Below are 25849 nucleotides of genomic sequence, written 5' to 3'. Positions count from 1 at the left end.
CGATAATGAACATACTTATGGAGTTATTTTTAGCTCCATGAATTGGATTAGTGCATATGTAGCTTAGCATCAGGAGGAGTGCAGAAGAGTATGAAGAGCAATGTTGGAGAGCAGCATATTAGATTCATGACTTTTAACGTCAAGTATGACAACGCTTACAAACAAGATTGTGAGAATAGCTGGAGCCGCAGGTCAGGTATGGTGGCTAGCATGATTCGTTACCATCAGATAGATGTGGTAGGCACACAAGAGGCATTGAGGCATCAGGTTGCTGATTTGGAACAAATGCTTCCTGAGTTCGGCTGGATTGGGGCAGGCAGGGACGATGGTGCAGACACAGGAGAATTCGTTGCCATATTCTATCGCAAGAATCGTCTTGAGCCGCTAGAATACGGGACGTTTTGGCTATCCGAGACACCCGAAATCCCAGGAAAACTCGGATGGGATGCCGCTTGTCCACGCATTCTGACGTGGGTTCAGTTTTTGGACAAGCTGACAGGAACCAAGTTCATACATTTCAATACGCATCTTGATCATATTGGAACCGTTGCGATGAAGCAGAGTGCCTATATGATCTTGAATCGGATTCCCGAATTGGCGGGTAATGGACCGGTAGTAGTAACAGGAGATTTCAACTGCACGGAATCGTCCGAACCCTATCAGATTCTCACGACGGGCAAGGCTAACGGTAAAGCGGTGCTGAGGGATTCGCGATACGCCGCTAAGAACTCCCACATTGGGCCATCATTCACGTTCCACGGTTATCAGTTGACACAATTAATCAACTGTCTATACTACAATGGACCAGTATTCAAAGGGGATAACGGGGAGGAGCTAGATTCGCCTATTGACTATGTATTTGTGAACGAGCATGCCGACGTTCTTCAATATGCAATTCTTTCGGATCAGGATAACGGTCAGTTTCCATCCGATCATTTGCCTGTAGTTGTAGACCTAACATGGCGCTAATTTTTCATATTCATACGATAGAATACAGGCCGCCTCAGCGCGGCTTTTTTCATGCCAATATAGAAGTCCGTGTTATTTTGAATAACTTACTAACCCTGATACATAATATCGATGATTATATTGACTCAATAACGGAATAACATACAACCATAGCGAGGTGCATCACGATGAAAGCCGTAACATATCAGGGAGCAAATTCAATCGAAGTAAAAAACGTAGATGACGCGAAGATTGAAAAGAAAGATGATATTATCGTGCGGATTACAAGCACATCTATTTGCGGATCAGATCTTCATTTATATCAAGGAAATTTCCCACTGCCAAAAGGCTATATCATCGGTCACGAACCAATGGGAATTGTAGAAGAGGTAGGATCGGAAGTAACGCGAGTGAAGAAGGGGGATCGTGTTGTAATTCCCTTTACTGTAGCCTGTGGTCAATGCCATTACTGCACGCACAATTTGGAGAGCCAGTGCGATAATAGTAATCCCCATTATGATTCGGGCGGCTATTTCGGATATTCTGAGAAGTTCGGCAATTACACCGGCGGTCAAGCGGAATACCTTCGAGTGCCATTTGGCAATTTTACGCCGTTCGTTATCCCCCCGTCCTGCGAGCTTGAAGATGAGTCGCTTCTATTCCTGTCTGATGTGCTTCCGACAGCCTATTGGAGTGTGGAACATGCAGGTGTCAAAGCAGGCGATACCGTAATTGTACTTGGATGCGGCCCTGTAGGATTGATGGCCCAACGCTTTGCTTGGATGAAAGGAGCCGAACGCGTCATAGCTGTTGATCATCTTACCTATCGAATGGAACGTGCCAAGCAAATAAATCGTGTCGAGACGTTTGATTTTACGAAGCATGATGATATGGGGGAGCATTTAAAAGAAATTACACATGGGGGAGCCGAAGTAGTCATTGATTGCGTCGGAATGGACGGGAAGAAATCAAGACTTGAATATATCGAGCAGAAGCTGAAGCTGCAGGGGGGACGCTTGGTCCGATCCAAATATCGACGAAAGCGACCCGCAAATGCGGCACAGTCCAGATAACGGGTGTATACGGAGGCAATTATAATTTGTTTCCGCTAGGTGCCTTTTTTGCAAGGAATATTACACTAAAAATGGGACAGGCACCAGTTATCCATCATATGCCGGGACTGTATAACAAAATAATGGAGGGCAGTTTTGATCCCACGGCCATCATTACGCATCGAATGCCGTTGGATCAAGCAAGCCATGCATACCGTATTTTCAATAATCATGAGGAAGAACGCGTAAAGGTCGTATTAAAACCATAAGTGTTCTTGAGATGTACCATTACCTCGTTTAAATCCGTTTTATTTTATCGGAATTAGAGAATAAAAGGTTTGAGGAAGTGTACAATAAATCTAAAATGACGTGGATATCCCACGGAGGTGTGCCCAAGTGCAAGCTGACAAACGTTTTGACTTATTAGCACTTTCATCAATTCCTTTGATAATGACCTTAGGCAATTCAATGCTAATCCCCGTATTGCCTGAAATCAGGAGACAGTTGAAGGTGAGCTCATTCCAAACAAGCCTGCTCATTACCGTATATTCCGTAATGGCGATTTTCCTCATTCCTATTGCCGGATATTTATCTGATCGAATTGGCCGCAAGGCAGTCATTATTCCCAGCCTTATCATAACAGGCATTGGAGGTAGTGTGTGCGGTGCAGCCGCGGTCTGGATGGATCATTCCTACTCTGTCATTTTATTGGGAAGGGTTCTGCAGGGGATTGGAGCTGCTGGAGCAATGCCCATCGTTCTGCCGTTGGTAGGGGATATGTTCAAAAGTGAAAAAGATGTGAGCAGTGGTCTCGGCATTATCGAAACGGCCAATACATGCGGCAAAGTATTGAGCCCTATTTTGGGAACAGCCCTGGTAGCAATCGTTTGGCATCTTCCTTTTTGGGCCATTCCAGTATTGTGTCTAATTTCGATTCTGCTCGTCCTTTTTTTTGTCAAGCAGCCCAAAGAATCTGATTCTGATTCCGAACCAATACCCGTTCGCGACTTTTTAATACAAGTGATGAAGTTGATTCGAGAGAATTCGCGTTGGTTAATCGCCATATTTGTTATCGGGGGACTCGGCATGTTCATGCTGTTCAGTTCGTTATTTTATTTATCGGAATCGCTGGAAGACAAGCATGGGTTTAAGGGCATTGTAAAGGGTTTGCTGCTTGCAATACCGTTGGCTGTATTGAGTACTTCCTCTTTTATTGCTGGAAAATGCATAGGAAGTAATAAAATCGCAATGAAATGGATCATTGTGTGCGGGTTGGCCTTAACAGCAGTAGGACTTGGCATGTGCATACCAACGAAATATGTTGTACCCTTGTTCATTTGGCTAAGCGCTGCTTTCCTCGGAATAGGAGCATCCTTGCCCTGTCTCGATTCCTTCATAACCGCAAGCATTGAGAAGAAGCATAGAGGTACGATTAGTTCCTTGTACAGCAGTATGCGCTTTGTCGGCGTGGCTGCCGGCCCAATGATAGCAGCACTGGTGATGAATCAAACACAGATCAATTTATTTCTGGTCTTATGTGCTTGTGGGATAGCTGCTGCACTTTCCGGCTTGTTTGCAATCAAAGCTTCAAGCGGTTCACAACAATCGCAAGGCTAATTCTGTATGGCAGTTGTTTCTCGGCAGAGCTAGACTGTCAGAGAGCAGGCCAGGAAAAATTTCTGTAGGAAGGTATTACTGAGGTCGAGACCAATAGAACAGGGGGATATTCGTCTCGTTGGTCTCGCTAGCCATCATCGAAGCACTATTCAGAACATGTAATTAACGAATAGAGTAAACACTCAAATCAGACAGTATAAAGCAGTTGAGTTGACCACTGTAAACGGCTACTCCCCCAATATCTAAATTATCAATATCTTCGTAATTGACTTCAGCACACTGATCGCCTCTCAATGCAAAAGATTTCTTTTTCAAGCACATGTAAAGAAGGATGTTTTAAATTTTGATTGATATGTATATAAATACCAGATATACAATTCAAACACACTATACTTTATACATTGAATATAAGTTAATTACACTTATGTAAGCGCTTTATTTCTAGTAGATTTAAATTGTATTCGAATATAGCACCTCATGGTGCGAGGAGGAGACTTACAGTGGTCAACACGATGAAAAAGAAAGTGAAGCTTCTACTCATCACCTCGCTTCTGGCTATTTCCACATTTGGCCCGGTGATGGCTCCCACTGCATATGCGGAGCAGCCGCACACCTCATACTGGCATCCAGCTACTCTCCTAGAGTGGAGCCCAACAACGGACAAGGATGCGAAGTTCAACCGTGGTACGATCTCACTTGCAGATCGGTTCACAGGACAGAAAGTAAATCCGAATGCGCAAGACCAATCCCGGCTTGTTGCATTGTCGGCGCTGAATGATAATACGAGTGGTGTTCCGTCTCAAGGTGCAGGGCAGTTCCGTGCCGATGCCTTCGGTTACTGGCAATATGTTGATGTGATGGTACTGTGGGGAGGTTCAGCTTCCGAGGGTCTGATCGTTCCGCCAAGTGCAGATATTATTGATGCGGCACACAAGAATGGAGTTCCGATTCTCGGAACCATCTTCTTCCCTCCAACTGCATATGGTGGCCAATACCAATGGGTGAAACAAATGCTGCAGCAGAAACCGGATGGTTCCTTCCCAGTAGCTGACAAACTGATTGAAGCAGCCAGTTACTTCGGCTTCGATGGTTGGTTCATCAACCAAGAGACAGCTGGCGGCAATTCGGCGGACGCAACGAAGATGCAACAATTTATGGAGTACTTGCAAGTGCACAAGCCATCCAATATGCACATCATGTGGTATGACTCAATGACGAACGGCGGCAGTATCAGCTGGCAAAATGAATTGAATGCACGAAATCAAATGTTCCTGCAAAATGGTGCGCAAAAGGTTGCGGACAGTATGTTCCTCAACTTCAATTGGTCCGCTTCGATGCTTCAGAACTCTAAAAATAAAGCGATCAGCTTAAATCGTGATCCTTATGATTTATATGCTGGCATTGATACAGAGGCGAATGGCTACAACACGAACGTCAACTGGGCTGGGATCTTCCCAAGCAATCAGAAACCTGCTACCTCACTCGGCATTTATCGGCCAGATTGGGCATACCGCAGTTCAACAAGCAATGATGAATTCTATACGAAGGAGATGAAATATTGGGTAGGTCCGAACAGCGACCCACGCAATACGACAACATCTTCGAGTTGGAAAGGGATCGCTAATTACTTTGCTGATAAATCATCAATTCAGCACCTTCCGTTCACGACTACCTTTAATACGGGGCACGGCAATCAATTTGCAGTCGATGGTACCGTCTTAAGTATGAAGGAATGGAACAATCGCAGCTTACAGGATGTATTGCCAACGTGGCGTTGGATTACAGAAAGCTCCGGTACAGCGTTGAAGCCGAGTTTCGATTGGAGTACAGCTTATTACGGTGGAAGCTCACTGAAGGTGTCTGGCTCATTGAGTTCACAGAACGCAACGCATCTGAAGCTCTATCGAACGAATCTGCCGCTGTCCGGTGATACGGAAATATCCGTTACCTATAAGACAGGACAAACTGCATCTCATATGAAAGTTGGCGTTTCGTTCGCTGATAATCCGGGTCAATTCGAGTTCTTTGATGTAGGGGATGGGGATCCGGGCGTATGGAATACCAAGGAGATATCCGTTGGCAACTTCGCAGGTCGAACTGTTGATGCAATTTCACTGAAGTTCGACAGCAGCAATGCAATTAACAACTATGTGATCAATATTGGGCAATTATCCATTCGGAATACAGGAGATATGTCTGCTCCAGAAGCGGCAACCAACCTGGCTATTGAGGAAGTTGATTTCTCAGGCAATACAGCAGATGCTCGGTTGAATTGGAACGCATCTGCGAGCGGCAATGTGCAAGCGTATGAAGTATATCGAGTGAAGCCGGATGGAACACGTGAGTTCGTAGGGGCGACACCGAATACAGCCTATTATGTTCAACCGATGAGCCGCAACTCTGGGGAGCAGCAAACAACATTAGAAGTGTTGGCGCTAGGAACGAATGGGGTACGAAGTTCCGCTGCTCAAGCAAGCTTTGCATGGCAAGAGGCACCTTCCACAATGAATTTAGCTCTTAATCAAAATGCTACGGCAGACCGCTTCGTACCCGGTGAGACACCTGCCAAGGCATTTGACGGAACTACAGCAAATAATAGCAAATGGTGTGCAACGGGCTCTGAGCCACACTGGCTGCAGGTCGATCTAGGCTCTATGTATACCGTAGATAAATTTATCGTCAAGCATGCGCAAGAAGGCGGAGAATCAGCAAACTTCAATACAAGAGATTTCAACATTCAGCTAAGTGAAGATGGCGTAAACTGGGTGGATGCTGTGACAGTAAGCGGCAATAGTGCTGGCAAGACGACACATAATATTGCACCAACTTCAGCTCGTTATGCGAAGTTGAACATAACCAAGGCGACACAAGAATCTGATACTGCGGCACGCATCTATGAGTTTGAGGTGTGGGGGCAGTAGCTTCAAGCATACAAGCGAGCCCTGACAAAACTGTCAGGGCTTTATTTATCGGCTCAGACGGTTCATCCCAGAATCCTTTATCTGGACATGAACGTCAATCCGTGAAAGAGAGTTGGGTGTGAGCTGCAGCAAGGAACCATTATTGTTTTTTTGCCAGAAAGAGATGTACTTGCGATATACACGATTTTGCAGCGAATAGATGTCGAGCTTTCTATTCAATCCCTGTTGGAATGTTTGTTGGATGTCGTTTTTTATTTTTTCCTTTGCCGCGGCGGCGATATGTTCTTTGGTCGCATTATCCGTAGTTTCTTCGACAGAGCCTTGGACATCAATTTCGAGGTTGAACTTAGGGACTCCGTCTTGCAGCGATACCTTCACTGATGATTTGGGCTTCTTAATTGTAAGAACCGCATCTGGGGTAGTTGATTGCCCTACTCCTATGTGCACCTTTTGAATTTGATTTGACATCCATCGCAAGCCTAGTACTTGTTCTTGTTTCATCCAACTTTTGTACTTCCCTTTTTGAAGGATGAACACTCCATTGAGCTCGTGCTGACTAATTATCTTTTTGTCCTTCATCCATTCCTCATTGTTCAAGGAAAGGCTGGGCAATAATACGGTGCTCCCTGGCTCATTCAGCTGTGCGACCATTTTCCGCAGCTGCAGTGGAGGTATGTTCGTTTGCTGTTTCAGTATGTCATCCGGAGAGTAGAGCATAGACGCAATGGGGGACAAATTAAAAGGAATCGTTACCGCGAATAGATCAGCGATTGGGATTTTGGTTCCGTACACCCACGCAGTATATCGAATTCCTGAAAAACGAAGAAGGGAATCAACCATCTTATTCACATCTTTTTGCAAGGCACGTTCGCTGAAAATGATTACGGCCGTATGATCCCAGATGATTTGCAGCGTGGAAGCGGCATAAATGTCATTCACTGCTGAGTCGAGTGTATACCCTTCTCCACGTCCAATCCACGTAGGTGTTTTGGCCGAGCTTCTTGTCCCTTCTTGCTTGGCGACATTCGTGAACTCCAAGGAGCTCGTGTACACAATATACTTCCCTTTATCATAATCAATGCCAAAGGCCGTGACGTAGTTCAGATCCTGAACATTTTTACTGTCCCAGCAGCCCGTAAGTATTAAAAATAGGCAAAGAACGCTGATAAGTAAGCATCGTTTATTTATACCGTGTCTGCACGGAGATTTATCTACTGTGTGATCAAATACGCTCATTTTGGCTCATTTCCTTCACGGGTCTTATCAGTCGTTCGGAGCATGATAGGGCGTCGGCTCACAATTCTGACAGGCAATGCGATAAGCGATTTCAGCATATCCCCGAAAATCGGGGGGGACAATGGCGATAAGTAGGGGATGCCGAATGAATGCAGTGCCGACAAATAGACCAGTATGGCCATAACGGAAATGAAAAAGCCATACATGCCAAGTGTGGACGACACGATCAGCACAAACAGACGCAATATGCTGACCGTACCGCTTAGCGACTGGTTAACCAAAGTAAAGGTAGCAACAGCGGTAACGGCTGCGACGACCAGTGTTGTTGGGGAGCTAAGACCCGCTCGAATCGAGGCATCTCCAACAATGAGCCCACCTACGACGGCAATCGTCTGACCGACAGCCTTTGGCAAGCGAATGCCTGCTTCGCGGAATATTTCAAATAAACCAAGCATCAATATCATTTCCATTGAAGCGGACAGTGGAAGCCCTAATCGAGAATTCGTTACCGTTGCCAAGAGAGGGAACGGAAGCTGTTCTAAATTGAACGCAATTAGCGCAATCCAAAATCCTGGCATATAGATAGAGACCATTAAACCGATCATCCGCAGCAGCCTTTGAAACGTTACGAAAAAATACGGAAAATGGATGTCTTCCGGCGATTTTAACGTGAATATCAAGTTTGCAGGTCCAATAAGCACCATGGGTGTTCCCTCTACAATGATGATGAATCTGCCCCTAACTAGGGATTGTACGGCATAGTCAGGTCTCCCAATGTAATCGAGTAAAGGAAACAGGGAATAAGTTGAGTCGCCAATTGCTTCACCAAGCTGCGAACTGCTGACGATAGCATCTGTATCGATTGCTTCGATGCGCTGTTTGATATCGCGCATCATGCTTGGATTTACAATATCCTCTATATAGAGTAAGGATACTTTGGTTTGGCTTCGGGTACCAAGGACAAAGGATTCGCACTTCAAAGAGCGGGTACGCAGACGCTTGCGGATAAGCGCAATGTTCATCTCACAGCTCTCCGTAAAGCCGTCCTTCGATCCTTTGATTGATATTTCGGTATTGGATTCTTCGGGAGCACGATTGGGCGGATCTGCAATATCGAGAGAATAGTAGACGTTTAGATCTTTGAACTCGATAATGAGATGTCCAGCAAACAATAATGTCTCTATGTCATGTACTCTATTCTTTGCCTCGATAGGCTGGATTGCTAATAAGCTATTATGTTTGTGAAGTAGATCCTGCACAGAATTGGCATCCTCCAAATTGGCTTTCAACTGGGGGATCACATATTGATTCAACTGTTTAGTGTCAGCCAATCCTTCACAATAGATGAAAGATACAGTGTACGAACGCATGCTTGATCCAAATGAGTAGGTTTTCTTCTGAACATCTGCACAATTCTCCAATGCACAAAATAACTGTTGAAGGGTGAGCGACTGGCTTTCTGTCGGATAATCATCCGGTCGCCGATTCAACGTTTTATTTGGTTTCACGGACGATCCCTCCTTTGTATCTGCGCTGTCTGTTGTAGGTGAGAAAAGCGAATATTACGGACAGAAATACAAGCAAATAAGTGACGCTTGGGAAATAGATGATTCTTAACAGATTGACGAATTGAATGTCATCTCGATAAACAACAACAGCTAGGAATATGATTGCAGCCGTCGCCACGCCAACACCGATCCTCGTATGATGGCTTCGATGTGGGATGGCATCAATAATGAGGAAAATCGCCAAAGCTATTCGGATGAAAGAACCGGATAACCATTGATAAATTGACAAAAAATCAAGATGCTCAATGTATTTGCCTGCGGTTACAATTCTCCACTGCTCGAAGGCTGGATACCGCATGAAAGAAGCATTTACAATCCCAAAGTTAGCGATAGAGCCGATATAAGGGCCGATTGTAAGGCCAGCAAGAATGAACGCCAGCGTAGACATACCCCGGAATCTTGGTTTACTTGACATGTGCGGCAGCAAGAAAATGATAAGAATCAGCTCGGCCATGCCAGCTCCAATCAGAATGAGCCCATTTATAATAGGAGAAATCCCATGCTCGAATATCGGGAAGATAAGCGAATAATCCTTATATTGAAAGTTAGCACTCATCACGACATATCCGAGAATAATAACGATTGGAAGAAGAATGCCGGCACAGATTGCAATCGAATGTATGCCGATTAAGGCACTGGAGAGGGACAAGAGAATCAATGCACCAGCGATTACTGTCGTTGGGGTATTAGGCAAATATGAGATTTTGGTCCAAGTTGCCGTGTCTTCTAATGTAACAAATGCCGAGAAGAACAAATACACAATAATCAAAGTTGTAACCATCCATGCGGCTAAGCTGCCACCTAGCGAATGAACCCAAGAGAACAATGGTAGAGGGCGATTCGGCTTGGCTCGAACAGTGATCAAAAGCAGTGGAATCCAGCACAATGCGAGTACGAGTGCAATCAGTACACTGATCCAACCGTCTTTATGAGCTTCACGCAGCAGAAGAGGAATAACGGTAACGTGATTCATAAGGCCTGTTGACATGATGATCATAAAGCAGGCTTGCAGAAATGTAATAGAATGACGCGGCATGAGGTTTGTTCTCCTTTGTTCGATCTCAAGTCAACTCAGTAGTCAATTCGATCATGTATAACCATTATTTTGAGTCGAAGTTAGGAAATTCATCCATGTATTCCATTCGTGCTGCCCTCCATAATATGGCCGGAGCATAAGTTTTAATCAGAAGCTTCGCTAACCAGAATAATGAACCCTGTGCTGGAAATGTAAGCAAAAAAACAGCACCGCTTTCTTATCTTTGCAGAAAGGCAGTGCTGTTGAACGTTCAACGATTTATAATTTAAGTTCCATTCCATCTTCAGCGATATAGAACGCTCTATCCTGTACGAGCTTCGAGAAGGAACTCGCTTGATCGTTGACAGGATTCGTGTGATTAAAATGTGTAAAATAAATCTCAGTGTGCTCAGCCAATCCTTGCAGCCGATCCATCGTTTCGGTGATGACAGGATGGGGAATTTCTTTGTAATTGCGTCCCATCCGCTCAATTTCTTCAATGGAATGGAATGTTCCATCCAATAAGCAGATATCTGCTTCCTTCGCTATGTCATAAATATCCCGATCCCATTCGTTCCATCGATCGATGTCCGGAATGTAGAGCAGCTTGCGTGATGGGCCTTCGATCCAGAACCCGAATGTCTCCGACAACTCATTGCGATGTGGTACTTCAATCGGCGTTATTCGAACAAGAGGAGACAACTGCTCTTGCCGCTCGTGTTGAATACTGTTCAATTGAATATTATTCAATTCCACCAATTGCGACCAAGGAGCGTTGGTTTCCAGCATCTCCTTCATTTTGTCCCCACTGAAGACAGGAACACCTCTCGCACCGATGGCCTCTCTGCCCAAGAACATCAACCCAGGGTAGTGGCCAATATGAGCATGGGTCAGCCAAATACTACTCATGAGTTTCCCTTGAAGCTGATACTTCATCTGTACGGAAGCCATCTGCTCCCGCATATCTGGTGTTGCATCTATAAGATGCCATTGTTTGCGATCCGGTTCGATAATGGCTAATGAGGCGGCGCGTCTGCGCGTACCATTGTGCATTGCAGCCATACAATTCTGACAAAAACAATTCGGGTGCGGCACCCCAGCATCTTGTGCTGTTCCGACAATGTTGACGATAACCTCATTCATGTCCGATTCCTCCTGCTGTTACATGATCACCCTTCGCGTGGACAGGATATTCCTTCTTCACAATGGTCCAACCGGTGATCCCGTATAGGATATTAATAAGTGGAACAAGGAAGGCGAAGAAAATGTATGGAATAAATTGTTCCGCACTCACGCCAAGCATGTTTGCAGCGAACACAGCGGGAACTCCCCAGGGTACTAATGTTATGCCAACTGTTCCAGCGGCTTCCACGCATCTTGATAAATTTTTCGTATCAATATTCATGTCCTTGTAGGTCTGAACGAATGTACGTGTAGGCAATATAATCGCCAGGAATTGCGCTCCACTTGCAAAAGCTACAAGGAAGGTTGATGCAATAGTAGTCGCAATGAGCGAACTTGACGTCTTAATTCTGGATACGACTGGACGAACAAGTGCTTGGAAAATGCATGTTCCTTCAAGCAATCCACCAAGTGCAGTTGCAATGGTCAACAGCCCGATCGTATTCAGCATGGAGACTAGACCGCCGCGATTCAATAAGGAATCGACTGCTTTCACGCCGGATTCGGTATGGAATCCGTTCGTCATTGTGTTTACCATGGATGTGAGGCTATCACCTTGCACGACCATAGAGATTATTCCGCCAATGATGCCTACGAACAGCAATGTCGGCAGAGCCGGAAGTTTCTTAATCATTAAGAATATGGTGAGAACAGGCAGCAACAGCAGTAGGGGATGGATAATGAACGAATTTTGAATTCCGGTCAGTATCATATCGATATTGGCTGTATCGACCGAACCTTCTACTGTGCGCGTGCCAACTAGGGCATATAAAGCAACTGCGATAATAAACGCGGGAATCGTATCCCATAACATGTGCCGTACATGGCTGAACAGATCCGTATCAGCCATTGCTGGTGCAATATTCGTTGTATCGGATAACGGCGACAGCTTATCGCCGAAAAAAGCTCCTGATATGACTGCCCCTGCAATTAAGCCGGGGGAGAATCCCATGCCTTCACCTATGACCATGAATGCCAACCCAATCGTCGCGATGGAAGTGAAAGAGCTGCCGAGCGTAATGGCAACAATGCCAGTCACGACAGCGACTGCTGGAACAAAGAATGAAGGATGAATAAAAGATAAGCCGTAGTAGATCATGGTAGGTATGACTCCACTAGAAATCCATGTTCCAACGATCATCCCGATGACAAGCAAAATGAATATTGCTGGCATTGCTTTGGATACGCCGTTTACCATCATGTCCTGAAGCTCATCCCATTTATAACCGCTAATCACCCCTACTATAACGGTGACGATGATGCCAATCATAAGCGGGATGAACATGCCTGCTTTCCAGATGGAAATCGAGGCAGCACCCGCAGCCATAAGCGCAAGGATAGGTAATAGCGCTAAGCCAATTGATACTTGTCGTTTCATGTTCGTTTCACTCCTTTATGTCGTAGTTGTAGTGGTTGATGCTCATAAGTCGACTTGTTGAACAACCTGTATATAAAAAAAAGAACCTCCATCCCCAAATAGGGACGGAAGTTCCGCGGTACCACCCTGATTAACAAAATAACTTTTGTTCACTCATCTATTTAACGGCATTGCCGGACCGAAGTCAGCTCCCTAATTGTAATTCACTGCATGTCCCGGCTTAGTTCGCACCTTCCACCAAGTCTCTGATTTTCCGCCACAGACAGCTACTGTATTAGTTCTACGCTTTTTGATATTCTACTGTTTTGCTTTCTTGCTTTCTTGCTTTTTTGCTTTTGGGCTTTCATGTGATAAATCACATTATAGACCTCTGCCTTCGTTTGTCAACAGTAATTTTTTGATGACTGTGTTAGAGTTCGGATTTTAAACGATTCAGAAAGCGCTTTGCCACGTGCGAAATTTGCTTGTCTGAGGCATGCACCCAGCCATAATAAAATCGCTCTATATTAGGTGATTCCAAGGTTATAGGAATGATTTGCTGACTATCCTCTTTGAACGAGTAGTCTATTCCTATCGTCACCGCAATTCCTTCTTTTACCGCATTGTGAATCGCTTGCGTATTGTTGCTGATGAACAAAATATCAACCCCACCATACGTTTCAACAAACTGTGACATGTAATTCCGAATATGTTCATCCTCATAGAGGACGAACGTCTGATTGATTAGCTTATCTGGTGTTATCACATGTTCCCAGCGCAGTGGTGATTGCTCGTTCACCCCAACGACAAGCTTGCCTTCGAGCAGTCTCTGAAATGTTAAATTGCGCTGTTGGTGAAGGAGACTTTCCGATAAAGCGATCAATCCAATATCAATCTTATCCTGCTTGATTAGATCCACGATTTCTTTGGGGCCTTTTTCCATGATTTCAAATTTGACAGCAGGGTAATCGCGCTTGAAACGGGATATAACATCGATTAATAAATGCATTGGCCCGGGAATTGTGGCTATTCGTAATAGCCCGTTGACGGTATTGGTATAAGACTGTGCTTCTGCTTTTAGTTCATTGATCTTCACTAATACTTCACTCGCAATGCCAATGATCGCTTGGCCTTCAGGCGTAGGAACCGCTCCTTGTCCACGTGAACGCTGGAATATTCGAATGCCTAGTTCTGATTCCAGCAAGGAAATGGACTGACTAATGGCCGACAGGGTTACATGCGCTTGTTGCGCGGCTTTCGTTAAAGATCCTGTCTTCGCCACCTCAACAATGTTCTCAAGCTGCTCAATATTCATATAGACACCTCAATTCAATACTTAAGTAATACTTAATTATATATTAGTTTATATAAATTTTAGTTAATTATCTAGAGTGTTACAATAAAGGCATAGCAAGAAGCAAGAGTCAATGAATAATCTCACAGTTATAATGAAGTACGTACACATTCGACGAGGAGGAATCGAGCATGGCTGAGACAAGAGTAGCGGTTATTACAGGTGGGGCAAGTGGAATTGGGAAAGAGACGGCATTGAAGTTCGCCAAAAAAGGGGATCGTGTCGTTGTCGCTGACTTTAATGAACAAGCAGGACAAGAAGTCGTTGCCCTCATTGAAAAACTGGGCGGTGAAGCGATCTTTGTCAAAACTGACGTGTCCAAACTAGAAGAGGTAGAAGCACTCGTAGAGAAGGCTGTTGAAACGTTCGGCCGAATTGATGTGATGTTCAATAATGCGGGGATTGGCCGCGTGACTCCTGTGCTTGACCAAAATCTGAAGGATTACCATGATGTGATTAATGTGAATCAGCATGGAGTTGCGTACGGAATTATCGCAGCTGGACGCAAGATGAGAGAGCTCGGTATTCGTGGAGTAATTATTAATACCGCTTCGGTGTTCGGATTTCTGGCTTCCCCGGGGACATTCGCCTATCATGCAACGAAGGGAGCTGTCATCATGATGACGAAGTCCGCTGCGCTGGAACTCTCTGCATATGGCATTCGAGTACTTGCTGTTGCACCAGGTGCTGTCGACACACCGATTATTCAAGGCTACAAAGATCAAGGCATGGTAGATGCGATGAAGGCGAAGGTTATTGGCAATAAGTTGACGCAGCCTGAACAAGTAGCCGATACGGTATACTTGCTCTCCCTTGATGAAGCTAGCGCAATTAATGGCAGTGTCGTCATGGCAGATGAAGGCTACGCATCGTTTAAATAATATCACAACAGTAGGATCATACATTGAATAACGGACAAGCACCTCACATCCTTATCATTAGGAGTCAAGGTGCTTGTCTTTTTTGATTAAATATACGTTACTGCAATGCGAATGCCGGCGTAATGATACAGAATAGGAGCCAATCCATGATGATGAGATCCGTCAGGCTAACCATTGTGAAAATCAAATATAACTGAATAGTACCTGAACATGTATAAAGGAACATATTTCGGGAGATAGTCTGCATGAGGTGAATCAAATGAAACAATTTCATGTACTTACAACCATTATTCTAATCACAGTTGTCTTGTCCCTGCCCATTCAGGCAAACGCCGAGGTCAATAGAACGCTTAAAGAGGCAGATTCTGATTTGTATCCCGACATGCTGTTGCTTCTGCTTCTGCCCCAAATCCAAGAGGCCGTCAATTCTTACTACAGTAAGATATTGAAGGTAGATCCTGTTGTGTATCCATATGAAATAGACATTGTAAAGGCAGAGAGAATAGATCAAAATCCCAAGAATCGTGGGTATGACTTTCTCCTTACGCTTGAGGTTCAGCCTGTCATTGGGCCACATATTGCAGTAGGGCAGGATCGGATGACTCTAGAAATATCGCCACTTATTACGAACATAGTGAAAATAACAAGCTATCAACATGTCCATACTAACCAGTTACCTCTCAATTGGCAGCACCTATTACTGCGATAATTGGTTCTGAAACAAAACGGTTTCCAAATTGGAGCTGCTTACATAAGATGTTATGATAATAGTTTAGTTTTGAATGGAGAGGTATTGCGAATGACAATTACACCTTTACAACGAATTACAAGCAGCAATAAGAATGTGTTTGTCGCTGATTCTGTTGGCGAGGCTGTAGTATTATTAATCACTGGGCATTCCCCGAATGCAGTAAATATTGTAGATGTAAATGAGATATGGCTTAAACTAGAGTCTTTCACTAGTGACAATAATGTGTGGTTCAAGCAAATAAACAACCCGACATTTATTTGGTCCAAGCAAGTAGCCAAAGCTGGGGAAGTTTGCAGTTTTGCTACGGCGTCTGTACCATTGCCAATTCTCGAGGGGACGGAAGAGATTTCTTATCTTATCTTTTTCACCCTATTTTGCAACCAAGTTTGCAGTATGCGTATCACTCTTATCGATGCAATAGGCAATCCTGTGATGCCAATTCCGCCGGATTATTTAGATAATGAACTCTATGCATTGCCTGCTGATTTGCATTCTATTGAATCGGGTATTCCGTCGCAGAACATTCGATATCATTCGGTTACAGCTTCATTTCGTTCTTCAGATATTTTTCCGGGCTCTCGATTTTTATTTACGTTTCAGGTTATGAATCATGGTGAGGGAACTCCCGGGTTTGCTTTCGTTGCAGATATTTATCAATTAGCCGAATCCTGGTATGTTGATGGCGTAACAGGGCCGACGGGCCCAACTGGCCCAACGGGATCCACTGGAGTGACTGGCAGCACTGGAGCAATAGGAGCAACGGGAAGCATTGGAGCGACAGGGGCAACAGGTGCCATAGGTGCAACTGGTGTAACGGGAAGCACTGGAGCGACAGGAGCGACGGGTGCCGTAGGTGAAACCGGGGAAACGGGAAGTACTGGAGCGACAGGGCCCACAGGTGCCGTAGGTGAAACCGGAGCAACGGGAAGTATTGGTACGCCGGGAGCAACCGGAGCCGTAGGTGAAACCGGAGCAACGGGAAGTACTGGAGCGACAGGAGCGACGGGTGCTGTAGGTGAAACCGGAGCAACGGGAAGTACTGGAGCGACAGGGGCCACAGGTGCCGTAGGTGATACCGGTGCAACCGGAAGTACTGGAACGACAGGAGCTACAGGTGCTGTAGGTGAAACCGGAGTGACAGGAAGCACTGGAGCGACAGGAGCAACCGGAGCCGTAGGTGAAACCGGAGCAACGGGAGGTGCCGGAGCGACAGGAGCCACAGGAGCCACAGGTGAAACCGGAGCTACGGGAAGTACTGGAGTGACAGGGGCAACAGGTGAGGTAGGTGAAACCGGGGCAACGGGAAGTACTGGAGCGACAGGGGCCACAGGTGCCGCAGGTGAAACCGGAGCAACGGGAAGTACTGGAGCGACAGGAGCGACGGGTGCCGTAGGTGAAACCGGGGAAACGGGAAGTACTGGAGCGACAGGAGCAACAGGAGCCGTAGGCGAAACCGGGGCAACGGGAAGTACTGGAGCGACAGGGGCCACAGGTGCCGCAGGTGAAACCGGAGCAACGGGAAGTACTGGAGCGACAGGAGCGACGGGTGCCGTAGGTGAAACCGGGGAAACGGGAAGTACTGGAGCGACAGGAGCAACAGGAGCCGTAGGCGAAACCGGGGAAACGGGAAGTACTGGAGCGACAGGAGCCACAGGTGCCGTAGGTGAAACCGGGGCGACAGGGAGTCCGGGAGCGACAGGAGTCACGGGTGTCGTAGGTGAAACCGGAGCAACGGGAAGTACGGGAGTGACAGGAACCACAGGTGCCGCAGGTGAAACTGGAGCAACGGGAAGTACGGGAGTGACAGGAACCACAGGTGCCGCAGGTGAAACTGGAGCAACGGGAAGTACGGGAGTGACAGGAACCACAGGTGCCGCAGGTGAAACTGGAGCAACGGGAAGTACGGGAGTGACAGGAGTCACAGGTGCCGTAGGTGAAACCGGAGCAACAGGCAGTACTGGAGCGACAGGAGCGACGGGTGCCGTAGGTGAAACCGGGACAACGGGAAGTACTGGAGCGACAGGAGCGACGGGTGCTGTAGGTGAAACCGGGGAAACGGGAAGTACTGGAGCGACAGGAGCCGCAGGTGAAACTGGAGCAACGGGAAGTACTGGAGTGACAGGGGCAACAGGTGCCGTAGGTGAAACCGGGGCAACGGGAAGTACCGGAGTGACAGGAGCCACTGGTGCCGTAGGTGAAACCGGGGTAACGGGAAGTACCGGAGTGACAGGAGCCACTGGTGAGGTAGGTGAAACCGGAGCAACCGGAAGTACCGGAGCGACAGGAGCGACGGGTGCCGTAGGTGAAGCCGGGGCAACGGGAAGTACTGGAGCGACAGGAGCAACAGGAGCCGTAGGTGAAGCCGGGGCAACGGGAAGTACTGGAGCGACAGGTGCAACCGGAGCCGTAGGTGAAACCGGGGCAACGGGAAGTACTGGAGCGACAGGTGCAACCGGAGCCGTAGGTGAAACCGGGGCAACGGGTAGTACTGGAACTACAGGAGCGATGGGTGCTGTAGGTGAAACCGGAGCAACGGGTAGTGCTGGAGCGACGGGAGCAACCGGAGCCGTAGGTGAAACTGGTGTAACGGGAAGTACTGGTTCGACAGGAGCAACTGGAGCCGTAGGCGAAACCGGGGCAACGGGAAGTACTGGAGCGACAGGAGTCACGGGTGTCGTAGGTGAAACCGGAGCAACCGGAAGTACCGGAGTGACAGGAGCAACAGGAGCGACAGGAGCGACAGGTGCCGTAGGAGAAACCGGAGCAACAGGAAGTACTGGAGCGACAGGAAGTACCGGAGTAACGGGAGCAACCGGAGCAACGGGAAGTACCGGAGTCACAGGAGTCCCTGGAGCAACCGGTTCAGCAGGTGCGACGGGAACGCCCGGAGTCACAGGTGTCACGGGAGTAACTGGTTCGACTGGAGCGACGGGAACGCCCGGAATCACAGGTGTCACGGGAGTAACTGGTTCGACTGGAGTGACGGGAACGAGCGGAGTAACAGGCGTCACCGGAGCAACTGGTTCAACTGGTGCGACAGGAACGAGCGGAGTAACAGGCGTCACCGGAGTAACTGGTTCAACTGGTGCGACAGGAACGAGCGGAGTAACAGGCGTCACCGGAGCAACTGGTTCGACTGGAGCGACAGGAACGCCCGGAGTCACAGGTGTCACGGGAGCAACTGGTTCGACTGGAGCGACAGGAACGCCCGGAGTCACAGGTGTCACGGGAGCAACTGGTTCAACTGGTGCGACAGGAACGAGCGGAGTAACAGGCATCACCGGAGCAACCGGTTCGACTGGTGCCACAGGTAGAACTGGTGCTACTGGTATTACAGGAGCAACTGGCGCCACAGGGCCATCATCCACAGTTTCTACGAAAGCTATATTATTTGGCGGGGCGAATTCAGGGTTTCAACGAATCTCTGGTTCTCCAGGCGCTGTATCTAATGAGATACCTTATGTTGTGCTCGGTGGAGGTAATGTATCTGGTTTTTCAGGCTCCATCAATGTAAACAATTTATCAGTAGGCTCCTATTTATTTCAGATATGTGCTAACGTAGCTAACAACGCTACCTCACCATCTCCAGGCAACATTGTATCAACGATAACGCTTGCAACCACAGCTGTCATAACTGGCTCTATCGTGTTTTCGATCAGTCCGACTGATATTGGTGCACAGCCAGTTTACGTGTATAATCCTACAGTCTCAACGGCACCAGCAACAATCTCATGGACGAGTATCATCCCTGGAAATACAGTCGTAAGGAATAATGGAATATCACTTTTTGCTTCTCCCAATATAACTCAAAGTGCTGTATATACGGTCTTCTTCACCACAACTTCATAAAGCCATGAATATCCCGTCAGGAACATCACGAGAAAGGAAAAGACGAGAGAATTGATCTCCAAATTAGAGTAATTGAATCCTATAGTAGATATGTTGGTGCAATAAATAGAAGCCACTGTAATTGAACATTCATTGTTCAGTATAGTGGCTTTATTCGTAAACAAAATTAAGGGCGATCCGGAATTGAACCAAAAATCATCGAATCTGTTAGCATTTCAGTTGGAGCGTGGTTGTCAGTCAATACTTGTGCATTGGCAAGCAGCTCGTCATTCACTTCCTTTATCCCTTTCTGCCATTGTTCGAGAAGCGGGTGAATGGGACTATTCAGATGTACTCGATTAAGATTATCTGTTTGCAGCGGTCGTATGGATCCGATGATCATGTAGTTGTATTGTCCAGACGACTTCACGATGTACGTGTTGGGAAAAACCTGCTTCACAGTCTTTGCCATCGCTAAGAGCAGTGGAGAATCAGGTGTTGTCACGTTCACATTTAAAGCAGTGAGCCCATCTGGATTCAGATGCATTCGAAGGGTATCAAAAAATTGCACAGTCGATAAATGAGCAGGAATATAGATTTGCTGCGAGTAGCAGTCGACAACTATGATATCGTATTTCCGATTCGTATTACTAATAAATATACGAGCATCCTGATTCACAATCTGAGCATCTTCACGCTTCAGCCCCATATATCGATAACTAAGTGTAATAACTTCGGGATCTAGTTCTACTCCGGTAACATTCATATTTGGAAATTGTGGCTTCACATATTCAGCCAACAGCCGAGGAATCGTACCACCAGCGGAACCTAATACGAGCAGCTGATCCGGCGAGTTGGTCAAATAGGGGAGCACTAAATAATCATTGTAGTAGTCGCCAGCATTCAATCCTGGCTTAGCCCTCCGGATCGATTGAACACCCCCGCCCTCGTTGTATACTAAAGAAATATCTCCACTAGAAGCCTCGACGACTCTGACATATTGGTAGAACGTATCCTTGGACCAGAGGACTTTCTCATTTGCGGAAGTAGACACGTTGTCATTGATGAAGAAATAGGAAAGCACAGGAACAAGTAGAAGCGAAACCAACCAACCCTGCTTCGTATGTCGCAGCCCCCAACCGCTAATTACAATCAGAGCAGCAGACCAAATATAAATTGACTCTCTTGCTCCCAACAATGGGATCGTAATCATAGCAGTGCCGAATGTGCCCAATAAACTCCCTAATGTGGAGCACGCATACAGATTGCCAGCTACACGGCCAATGTCCTTCGATTGATCGGATACTAACCGAATTGCAAACGGACTCACCATCGCCAGTAAAAATACAGGGGGAGCAAATACGATTAAAACGGCGAAAAACGAACAGAAAATAATCCAGACGGGTGTATTCATTATGCCATTGGTAAGAAACTGAAATATGAAGCTACCCCATAAGGGCAATAAGGACACAAGGACACCGGACAGTAGTGACAGCATCATTAACAACTTGCCGCTCGGCCAACGATCGGCCCATTTGCCACCAACCCAATATCCGAGAGAGAGTGATAGAAGGATAAGTCCAATAATGTTCGCCCACACAATCATCGAAGTACCGAAGTATGGCGCCAGGAAGCGGGAAGCCGCAATTTCAATCGCCATGACGGAAGCTCCCGTGATGAATACATATAGATATAGAAAACGGATTGAGAAATGGTTATTCAAGTATTCACACCTCAAATTAGCTAATAGGATCAATGCTTCTGAATCAGTGTTCACACAATTGCACCTGTTCATACTGGCATTCCTCAGTTACCATGTGGGAAATATCTGCGATCCCGACTTGTTTCAAAAAAGAGTAGCTCTATTGAACTCTATAATCTGGTAGTATTTACGTAGATACGAAAACTAGAACGATAGTGGGGGCGGTTGGAATGTCACGATACAAAATGCCAATTATGATTGTTGCCCTGTTGTTGATTTCAGGCGTACTAGGTAATCATGTGTATCAGACACGAATTACGTATTCACTACATGATTTAGTCATGGATTATGTAAATGAAGCCAAGATCAAATCTATTTTTTTGAAGAAGTTTATGTCAGGGGATAACGAAGGCAATAATTATGCTCACATCACTGATAACAAACAAATTGAGCTCGTTATGAGTACACTTCAAGATATTCGGGTTCGAAATGACTTCTCGGCATCCAATTTCCCCGAATACCCAGCCTATCTGCTATCTTTCTATGGAGAAAAGGGGGATATGGTGTCCTATATCATGTCTGAAGGTGGCGAGATTTTACTTCATGGGTATGCAGACTCAAGCAATAAATCTTATCGGACTATAGATGACACCCATCAAAAACAGCTCAAGCTTCTAAATCAATGGTTAGAAGAACAAAGTGGCGGGACGTCATGAAAATACCCTAGAAACGAACTCCGATACCATAATCTTGACTTTAAGGGTTGCCTTAAATATGATAGTTTTATAACCATCAAACAACGTAAATACATAAAACAAGGAGGCTCTCAATGAAGGGTGTAATCGTGAACAATCCAGGTGGCCCAAAACAGCTGGAGATAACAGATTTGCCAAGCCCACAGCCGCAAGCAGGAGAGCTGCTAATCGAAGTGCATGCTGCTGCAGTGAATCGAACAGATATTGTCATGCGTGAAGGCAAGGCCGGATATGCGACGAACCCTATTCTAGGGGTAGAAGTTGCCGGAACGGTCATCGAAGTCAATGGTGAGAGCACCTTTAAAGTTGGTGATCGAGTAATGGGGCTAGTAAATGGGGGAGGATATGCTGAATATGCGGTCATGCCAATGGATCGGGCGATCCCGATTCCAGACTCCTTCTCATTTGCGGAAGCTGCGGCAATTCCTGAAGTGTTCTTAACTGCGTACCAGACGTTATACTGGATCGGCAAGCTTCAACAGGGCGAGACAGTGCTTGTTCATGCTGGCGCCAGTGGAGTAGGAACAGCGGCGATTCAACTTGCAAAGCAGATTAGCAAGGCTACCGTCATTGTAACTGCCGGTTCTGCGAAGAAGCTGGACTTCTGCCGTGAACTGGGTGCTGATGTACTCATCAATTATAAGGAGCAATCCTTTGACGAAGAGGTGCTTCGGGCTACGAATGGGCAGGGAGCAGATGTAATTCTGGACTTTGTAGGGGCGGATTATTGGGCGAAGAATCTCGCCAGCATTAAGAAGGAAGGTCGTTGGGTACTCATCGGCGTTCTTGGTGGAGTGAAGGTACCGCAGGTGAACTTATTTGCCTTAATGGCAAAATGCGTACAAGTCACAGGAACCTTGCTGACGCCTAGAAGTGATGAGTACAAGGCGAAGCTGACACAGGATTTCATCTTGAATATTATGAAGCACTTCGAAATCGGGAGCATAAAACCAATCATCGATACCTCCTATCCATTGGAAAAGGTTAGCGAAGCTCATGTACGCATGGAGAGAAACCAGAATACAGGTAAAATTATTTTAAAGGTGAAGTGATTTATTTTTTGTTTAGGTTCTCATCTTGATTGTTTATTTCCCTTAAATGCTGAAGCGTATTCAAGTTTTTATGCCGAATACGCTTTTTTTGAGTGGCGAATAATTCATAATCGCTACTTACATTAACTTTTGAAGTTGTTTCTTCATCATTTCATTACATTCGTTTTTCTCCCAAAGCGTTAAAACTTCTTCTATTCCGAATCGTTCTACTAGATTCACGACAACTTTGTAACCAAGATAATATCCTAACCGCATATGCTCAAAGTGTTTGCCACCGTTTATAGAAAACCATTCTTTAAAAAACGGTCTGCTCTCAATTTCTTTTTCCAAATCCTCTAAAAACATTTGGGCAATCCTTGATTCATTTTCTTGCGCGAACAGCATCCATTCTTTATCTTCTCCAAATGCAAAATATTCATCTAAATTTGCTTGAACTATTTGTGTAGATAAATAAATTGCGATTCCTTCTTGTAAAAGCCAGGTGTAAGGATTTGTCCAATCTACTTTATCCCAAGAAATTTGATTTGTATCGCTAAATAAATGATGTGTTACATGACCAAATTCATGAGCAATGATAAGTTGAATATGTTTTTCATGATATGGTAACTTTTCTAAACAGAAAGCAACTTCGGGATTATACTGGCGATAGGTATAAGCATTACTACCATATATCCCTACTAGTAAATGCACATCCTTTGTGAATTTAATAGGAAACATGGATTCATATGTATTTGTTATTATAGGGATATTTATTAAAAATAAATCTCGCATCGGTAAAATTTCTTGTAATTTGGTGGGATGTAAATTGATTGCTTTTTTCTTCTTTTCTTCAATATTTAAACAGTGATATTTAAAATATTCCTCATAATTCTCTTCATATTTGCTGTAATAATCATTTAAATAATCAATAGATGCTTCATAGTTTTTTACAAATGGCTCTACCACATCGATTATTTTTATCATTATTTTTTCTCCCTTTAGTAATTCCCTGTCCTTTTCTTAACTAAAGAAACTTACTTCTTTCTTTCGTTGTAGATACTTATTCTATAAACATTTCCAGAGTCCCTTGTTAAACTGTCATTTTTCTCAATGGATTCGTTGCGTTTGTTTCATTTATTTGGATACAAACAACCTTTTAACGCAAATGTACGAATACTACGTTCATCTGTATCGAATGCAAGTGTATCCATAAAATTATTCCGCTGGAATGTGCTGAACCTTTATCCAAACGCAGCGAATTACGGCTCGTCGTTTATTGGCGATCCGGTTCATCATTCAGCCTCAACCAGCAATTATCGTACAACGGACACAGGCACGATCTATGTGGTAGGTGATGGTATCATACAAGGACAGGATATTATTCGGCGAATTAAATAGACATTATTTAACCAAACACCTGATTGTTCACACCATTCCGTGTTTTCCGTTGGTGCGTATTTTCTGTTAATAAAAAAAGGGTGCCGCATAGGCACCCCAATAATTAAAGATCTTACGTAGACTCTGCCTGTAATCAGCACTTAATATCCCATATCTTTCAAGATTTTAGATAGCGTACGCAAACGTTCGCCTATCATTTCATCGTCATTGCTCAGCGCTTGGCTGAACAGCTTAATATCCTCATTAATTCGTTCATTATCCGTACATACCGCCACAGTCATGGCATCTCCTTGCAGGCCAACTCGGTCGATGATAGGCTGCTCGGGATCATAAAGATGCTCATATCGGTAAGCTTCACGAAAATGCTCCAATGAACGACAAATCAGAATGGACAAATCAAGTACACGATGAAGAGGGAGCTCTTCTGACTGTCTGGACCACTTCTCTCCTGTGTATCTCCACACCTTAGCAGAAATATCAATCTTTCCTCTATCGTTCCATTGAGCCAATCCTAACGAGAGGCCTTTGGCATCTGTATTGGGAGCGAGTCGGCCATCAATCTGCTCATAATTTTCTGACACGACAACAGGTTTATGTTTTAACGTAGTAGGTATTTTCATGTTCTGACCCTCTTTTCATTTACTAATTTACTAAATGACTGTTTCATCATATCTTTGATTTCAACGATAGTCAATCTGTCGGAAAATCTAGAATGGTCAAAGTCACTCCGAAGCACTGCTGTGTAAAAACAGGAAGAAGAGGTGAAAAGAGACGCATGCTAGGAAACGGGTGTTGTATGGGTGAATCCGATTCTGGCTAGCAAAAGAGAAAGGGCGGGGAAGTCTCCCCGCCTGTAACTTATTCCTTAGGTGGCTTGTTATATCCTTTGTCTCCATAGGGCTGCAACTTTGCAAGCCATGGCTTGATGATTTGCTTCACTTCCCAGCGGATGTCGGTCACTTTATCAGTTTCCTTCTGCTCAAGAATCTCATAGGTGAAGGCATTAGATCCGAATTCCTTCCAATCCTTCTGGAGCTGAGCATTTGCAAATCTGCCCATATCCAGCTGCATTTGCAGCGTGAACCATTTATTTTTTAAATTGGGGTAGCTGTCAATGAAGATTTTACCGTTTGTGTTGTTCTTGATCTGAACAACCCCCATGTAAGTCTTGATCTGCTTGTAAGCTTCAATAAGCTCCTTGCGCTTGTTCATATCCATGTTGTTTGTTCTCCTTTTCAAGTATAAAGAGTAAT

The 25849-nt window shown here is 45.4% G+C and carries 18 protein-coding genes, 1 pseudogene and 1 other annotated feature; of the genes and pseudogenes, 9 read left to right on the top strand and 10 right to left on the bottom strand.

The annotated features are described in order from the left end of the window. Positions 1-90: 90 nt before the first annotated feature. The 4 genes and pseudogenes from ABN764_RS06060 to ABN764_RS06045 all read left to right on the top strand — a co-directional run bounded on the left by ABN764_RS06060 (position 91) and on the right by ABN764_RS06045 (position 6538). On the top strand, positions 91-969 hold the full coding sequence (locus tag ABN764_RS06060; protein ID WP_174808807.1) for an endonuclease/exonuclease/phosphatase family protein: 879 nt from the start codon (positions 91-93) through the stop codon (positions 967-969). 167 nt (positions 970-1136) lie between these two features. After that, positions 1137-2269 (top strand): annotated as a pseudogene (locus ABN764_RS06055) (zinc-dependent alcohol dehydrogenase). A gap of 181 nt (positions 2270-2450) precedes the next feature. Further along, positions 2451-3617, top strand: a complete 1167-nt coding sequence (locus ABN764_RS06050) for an MFS transporter (RefSeq protein ID WP_446671345.1) — start codon at positions 2451-2453, stop codon at positions 3615-3617. Between the two features lie 500 nt (positions 3618-4117). Continuing rightward, a complete protein-coding gene (locus tag ABN764_RS06045) occupies positions 4118-6538 on the top strand; it encodes an endo-beta-N-acetylglucosaminidase (RefSeq protein WP_446671274.1) in 2421 nt (806 codons plus the stop codon). A gap of 45 nt (positions 6539-6583) precedes the next feature. Here ABN764_RS06045 and ABN764_RS06040 read toward each other — a convergent pair whose 3' ends face one another. From ABN764_RS06040 to ABN764_RS06015, 6 genes are all read right to left on the bottom strand, one after another. Further along, on the bottom strand, positions 6584-7774 hold the full coding sequence (locus tag ABN764_RS06040) for a Ger(x)C family spore germination protein (protein WP_446671273.1): 1191 nt from the start codon (positions 7772-7774) through the stop codon (positions 6584-6586). Further along, entirely contained in the window at positions 7771-9282 is a 1512-nt protein-coding gene (locus ABN764_RS06035; RefSeq protein ID WP_446671272.1) for a spore germination protein, read from the bottom strand. The genes ABN764_RS06040 and ABN764_RS06035 overlap by 4 nt, the downstream gene beginning before the upstream one ends. Continuing rightward, complete coding sequence (locus ABN764_RS06030; protein ID WP_446671271.1) at positions 9269-10378, bottom strand: GerAB/ArcD/ProY family transporter; 1110 nt, start codon at positions 10376-10378, stop codon at positions 9269-9271. Before ABN764_RS06030 ends, ABN764_RS06035 begins: the two co-directional genes overlap by 14 nt. A 258-nt stretch (positions 10379-10636) precedes the next feature. After that, positions 10637-11500 (bottom strand): MBL fold metallo-hydrolase, encoded by an 864-nt coding sequence (locus tag ABN764_RS06025; protein ID WP_446671270.1) that lies wholly within the window; start codon positions 11498-11500, stop codon positions 10637-10639. Continuing rightward, positions 11493-12917 (bottom strand): Na+/H+ antiporter NhaC, encoded by a 1425-nt coding sequence (gene nhaC, locus ABN764_RS06020; protein ID WP_446671269.1) that lies wholly within the window; start codon positions 12915-12917, stop codon positions 11493-11495. Before nhaC ends, ABN764_RS06025 begins: the two co-directional genes overlap by 8 nt. Before the next feature lie 97 nt (positions 12918-13014). Continuing rightward, positions 13015-13209 (bottom strand) — a binding site (T-box leader). A 117-nt stretch (positions 13210-13326) separates the two neighbouring features. Continuing rightward, the gene (locus ABN764_RS06015; RefSeq protein WP_072731656.1) at positions 13327-14211 is read right to left on the bottom strand and encodes a LysR family transcriptional regulator; all 885 of its coding nucleotides are present in this window, start codon (positions 14209-14211) and stop codon (positions 13327-13329) included. Positions 14212-14381: 170 nt separating this feature from the next. Between ABN764_RS06015 and ABN764_RS06010 the strand changes: the two genes are divergently transcribed. The 3 genes from ABN764_RS06010 to ABN764_RS06000 all read left to right on the top strand — a co-directional run bounded on the left by ABN764_RS06010 (position 14382) and on the right by ABN764_RS06000 (position 19731). Then, positions 14382-15131, top strand: coding sequence for an SDR family NAD(P)-dependent oxidoreductase (locus ABN764_RS06010; protein WP_021254718.1), 750 nt, complete (start codon positions 14382-14384; stop codon positions 15129-15131). A gap of 259 nt (positions 15132-15390) precedes the next feature. Further along, a complete protein-coding gene (locus ABN764_RS06005) occupies positions 15391-15840 on the top strand; it encodes a DUF3888 domain-containing protein (RefSeq protein WP_065292750.1) in 450 nt (149 codons plus the stop codon). Positions 15841-15930: 90 nt separating this feature from the next. Beyond that, complete coding sequence (locus ABN764_RS06000; protein WP_446671268.1) at positions 15931-19731, top strand: beta strand repeat-containing protein; 3801 nt, start codon at positions 15931-15933, stop codon at positions 19729-19731. A 166-nt stretch (positions 19732-19897) separates the two neighbouring features. Here the strand turns inward: ABN764_RS06000 and ABN764_RS05995 are convergent, their stop codons facing one another. Then, positions 19898-21370, bottom strand: a complete 1473-nt coding sequence (locus tag ABN764_RS05995; protein WP_446671267.1) for a fused MFS/spermidine synthase — start codon at positions 21368-21370, stop codon at positions 19898-19900. A 272-nt stretch (positions 21371-21642) separates the two neighbouring features. On the opposite strand from ABN764_RS05995, the gene ABN764_RS05990 reads away from it, so the two are divergent. Both ABN764_RS05990 and ABN764_RS05985 read left to right on the top strand, forming a co-directional pair. Beyond that, positions 21643-22128 (top strand): hypothetical protein, encoded by a 486-nt coding sequence (locus ABN764_RS05990; RefSeq protein ID WP_446671266.1) that lies wholly within the window; start codon positions 21643-21645, stop codon positions 22126-22128. A gap of 113 nt (positions 22129-22241) precedes the next feature. Continuing rightward, complete coding sequence (locus ABN764_RS05985; protein WP_446671265.1) at positions 22242-23219, top strand: NAD(P)H-quinone oxidoreductase; 978 nt, start codon at positions 22242-22244, stop codon at positions 23217-23219. 117 nt (positions 23220-23336) lie between these two features. Here ABN764_RS05985 and ABN764_RS05980 read toward each other — a convergent pair whose 3' ends face one another. The 3 genes from ABN764_RS05980 to ABN764_RS05970 all read right to left on the bottom strand — a co-directional run bounded on the left by ABN764_RS05980 (position 23337) and on the right by ABN764_RS05970 (position 25814). Next, entirely contained in the window at positions 23337-24182 is an 846-nt protein-coding gene (locus tag ABN764_RS05980) for a hypothetical protein (RefSeq protein ID WP_446671264.1), read from the bottom strand. Between the two features lie 554 nt (positions 24183-24736). Further along, on the bottom strand, positions 24737-25216 hold the full coding sequence (locus ABN764_RS05975) for a DUF6530 family protein (protein ID WP_005549197.1): 480 nt from the start codon (positions 25214-25216) through the stop codon (positions 24737-24739). 238 nt (positions 25217-25454) lie between these two features. Then, positions 25455-25814, bottom strand: a complete 360-nt coding sequence (locus tag ABN764_RS05970) for a GIY-YIG nuclease family protein (RefSeq protein WP_446671263.1) — start codon at positions 25812-25814, stop codon at positions 25455-25457. Positions 25815-25849 lie beyond the last annotated feature (35 nt).

It is taken from the genome of Paenibacillus wuxiensis (assembly GCF_040195695.1).
In the GTDB taxonomy this organism is placed as follows: domain Bacteria; phylum Bacillota; class Bacilli; order Paenibacillales; family Paenibacillaceae; genus Paenibacillus_B; species Paenibacillus_B suaedae.
The sequence above is the reverse complement of the archived record's forward strand: the minus strand, read 5'-3'. Positions and strand labels throughout refer to the sequence as shown.

Excerpts from the sequence above, each read along its gene's own strand:
- ABN764_RS06000 (WP_446671268.1), top strand. The coding sequence starts at position 15,931 with ATGACAATTACACCTTTACAACGAATTACAAGCAGCAATAAGAATGTG.
- ABN764_RS05985 (WP_446671265.1), top strand. The coding sequence starts at position 22,242 with ATGAAGGGTGTAATCGTGAACAATCCAGGTGGCCCAAAACAGCTGGAG.
- ABN764_RS06050 (WP_446671345.1), top strand. The coding sequence starts at position 2,451 with ATGACCTTAGGCAATTCAATGCTAATCCCCGTATTGCCTGAAATCAGG.
- ABN764_RS06040 (WP_446671273.1), bottom strand. The coding sequence starts at position 7,774 with ATGAGCGTATTTGATCACACAGTAGATAAATCTCCGTGCAGACACGGT.
- ABN764_RS05995 (WP_446671267.1), bottom strand. The coding sequence starts at position 21,370 with ATGGCGATTGAAATTGCGGCTTCCCGCTTCCTGGCGCCATACTTCGGT.
- ABN764_RS05970 (WP_446671263.1), bottom strand. The coding sequence starts at position 25,814 with ATGGATATGAACAAGCGCAAGGAGCTTATTGAAGCTTACAAGCAGATC.
- ABN764_RS06015 (WP_072731656.1), bottom strand. The coding sequence starts at position 14,211 with ATGAATATTGAGCAGCTTGAGAACATTGTTGAGGTGGCGAAGACAGGA.
- ABN764_RS05975 (WP_005549197.1), bottom strand. The coding sequence starts at position 25,216 with ATGAAAATACCTACTACGTTAAAACATAAACCTGTTGTCGTGTCAGAA.
- ABN764_RS06030 (WP_446671271.1), bottom strand. The coding sequence starts at position 10,378 with ATGCCGCGTCATTCTATTACATTTCTGCAAGCCTGCTTTATGATCATC.
- ABN764_RS06010 (WP_021254718.1), top strand. The coding sequence starts at position 14,382 with ATGGCTGAGACAAGAGTAGCGGTTATTACAGGTGGGGCAAGTGGAATT.
- ABN764_RS05990 (WP_446671266.1), top strand. The coding sequence starts at position 21,643 with ATGTCACGATACAAAATGCCAATTATGATTGTTGCCCTGTTGTTGATT.
- ABN764_RS06025 (WP_446671270.1), bottom strand. The coding sequence starts at position 11,500 with ATGAATGAGGTTATCGTCAACATTGTCGGAACAGCACAAGATGCTGGG.
- ABN764_RS06060 (WP_174808807.1), top strand. The coding sequence starts at position 91 with ATGAAGAGCAATGTTGGAGAGCAGCATATTAGATTCATGACTTTTAAC.
- ABN764_RS05980 (WP_446671264.1), bottom strand. The coding sequence starts at position 24,182 with ATGATAAAAATAATCGATGTGGTAGAGCCATTTGTAAAAAACTATGAA.
- ABN764_RS06005 (WP_065292750.1), top strand. The coding sequence starts at position 15,391 with ATGAAACAATTTCATGTACTTACAACCATTATTCTAATCACAGTTGTC.
- nhaC (WP_446671269.1), bottom strand. The coding sequence starts at position 12,917 with ATGAAACGACAAGTATCAATTGGCTTAGCGCTATTACCTATCCTTGCG.